Source organism: Pseudoduganella buxea (assembly GCF_009720835.1).
GTDB lineage: Bacteria > Pseudomonadota > Gammaproteobacteria > Burkholderiales > Burkholderiaceae_D > Rugamonas > Rugamonas buxea.
This window is the reverse complement of the sequence record NZ_WNKZ01000191.1, coordinates 1-2,256: the sequence shown is the minus strand read 5'-3', so window position 1 is coordinate 2,256 and position 2,256 is coordinate 1. Positions and strand designations below refer to the sequence as shown.

3 protein-coding genes are annotated in these 2,256 nt (G+C 48.7%); all 3 read right to left on the bottom strand.

All coding sequences use genetic code 11. The features are described from left to right. Positions 1-565 (bottom strand): hypothetical protein (locus GM672_RS27440; RefSeq protein WP_155473662.1); only part of this gene is annotated, 565 nt, incomplete at its 3' end. A gap of 86 nt (positions 566-651) precedes the next feature. Continuing rightward, positions 652-1,368, bottom strand: a complete 717-nt coding sequence (locus GM672_RS27435; protein WP_155473661.1) for a hypothetical protein — start codon at positions 1,366-1,368, stop codon at positions 652-654. Then, on the bottom strand, positions 1,365-2,256 hold an 892-nt coding region (locus GM672_RS27430; protein WP_155473660.1), incomplete at its 5' end, for a DUF2345 domain-containing protein. The genes GM672_RS27435 and GM672_RS27430, both read right to left, overlap by 4 nt.

Sequence of the window (2,256 nt, the reverse complement as noted above, 5' to 3'; positions counted from 1 at the left end):
ACACATCTGGTCGCGCCTCATACCGCAACAATAATGAAGATTTTTCCTCGAGAACTCTAAAAGAATAAATGTTCACTTCCTTGACTGGCCTGTTAGGCCGGATTTCCGAAGACGAGCTTTCAAAAACATAATTTTTGAAAGCTTCCTTTGGAAGCTGCATGTCGTAAACGCCAACCGGATAATTTCGCGGGTGTATTGTAATAATTCCTTTCTGCCAGGGCTGATCCTTGCTTTTTCGCCGAAAGCCAATGGTAATCGATCGAAGAGAAAAATTCTGTGCGCCAAATGTTATAGACGTGTGCGTCTTTTCTCTTGGGTCCTTCGGCCAGAAATATTTCCCCGATCCGAAGATCGGATCAGTTTCTTCTAGGTCGCGGCGCTTGCTGAGAATTTTCATCATCTCGCCAACAAGTAATGTGAAGTACATTCTTTCGGCATCATTCATCACAATTATTCTAGGCATCTCTAGCGGGCTAACGTTGCTAAAGCGATCGACTGGCATTTCATTCATAGCGACTCCATTCGTGATACTTCCTGCGTATTTCTGCGACTCGGCTGGTTTCATCGGGATGTCATTGAATTCCGCGGCGGTAGACAAATTCAAATTAAGAATACAATAAAAAAATACTACCGCCGCGAGACTCAAATCTCTCAAGATGCACTCCCAAAAATGGGGTCAATTTCACCAACGGTGGGTTGCCACTCTTCATCCTCTCCGAGTTCCATCACCATTTCTGAAAACCCTTCATCGACAAAATTGTTATACCACATGTACGGATTAATAGCATATGCAATAGGGAGCGAGAGTATATCACTGTGCTTAACCCTGCCGGAACCGCTAGGGGTACGTATGTCGGCTGCATCTAGTAGATCTCGCGCACTTTCGGCACATGTATCGTTGAGATAGGCAGTGTATTTCTCCTTCCCCGATTTAACTTTCTCTCTGAATTTTTCCGTCTCTAATTCCAGAATTCGCCCTTGTGCGGCAGTAAGGGCTATTTTAAAGGTTTTTACTGTTTCACGTATTGGATAATCCACATCTCCTGGCCTAGAGTTCATATATCCGTCTTTTATGGGTGCGGGCCGACCAGAATTAAACCAACCGATCTTTCCCTCGTCACCAGGGCCAAAACTCAAAGCTTTCGATATCAATGAATTCTTAACAACATAATAAAACGCGTGACCATAGTCCACCGCTAGGTCATGTGTTTTATCCATGAACGCCTTGGGGTTGTTGACCTCAAATCCGATAACCACATAATAGTCGTCAAGCTCTACAATGGCGCGCTCTGTGTTTTCTTTTGGCGAGCTCGTAGAACGCCCAAGCTCAATCCACTCTTTTTTTTGATCGGGAAGGCCAGAGGTCATGATTGCACCTCAATCACAAGTTCTTCAGCGGTTGCAGTACTTACAAGGTGTGTTGCGCCGTGATCATCGGTCGTGCCGTATTCATATTCTCCACTGGAAAATTTAATACGGTAAGTAACGTTTGCCATAGGCTCGCCAGTAATTTTATTGCGCAGTATAAATGCTTCATCAAATAATTTAACAGATGAGTCAGGTAGCCTGATCAAAGTTGCTGGTATGTCCGCCCCGCTATCAAACACATGCTTCCCACCCTTAACCGTAAAGTTCCCCGGACAAGCAAACGTGATATCCCCACCCTCCAACGTGATGGAAGATTGGCCAGCCTGTAGAACGATCTTCTGATTCGCCTTGATCTCGATGGAATCGTTCACCGAAATTACCGTCACCGATTTATCGGCCATGATCTCCAGCTGATCCGTATGCGCCTGCAGCGACACCGGCCCATTGGCAGCAATGGCCTGGATCCCACCGGAGTGCGTGAAGAACGACGCGGCGTTCGCAGCAACCGAAGACACCGTATGCGCGGCAGTCATCTGCACATCGCCCTGGGTAATCCACCGCAACTGCTGCCCGGCGAACAGCACCGTCGACGCAGGTGTTGCCCAGTTGATGCTGGTCGGCGAGTCCATGACAACAATCGGTGCACCAAATTTCTCTACCGGTTGCGATGCATCCAGCTCACGCGAGCCGCTTTGGGCTTTCGAGGCTTCCTGGCCGTTGACGGCCCCGCTGAACTTCCCCTTTTGCTCGGGATCGAGCAACGCGACGAAATCCTTGTGCGCTGTTGCCGCGTTCTTGCTCACCAGCGCATTCTGCGCGGTGGCGGCATCGCTGATCGTCTGCGCCAGTTCTTCGGCGGCCTTGAATCCTGCCAGCGCCTCGGATGCA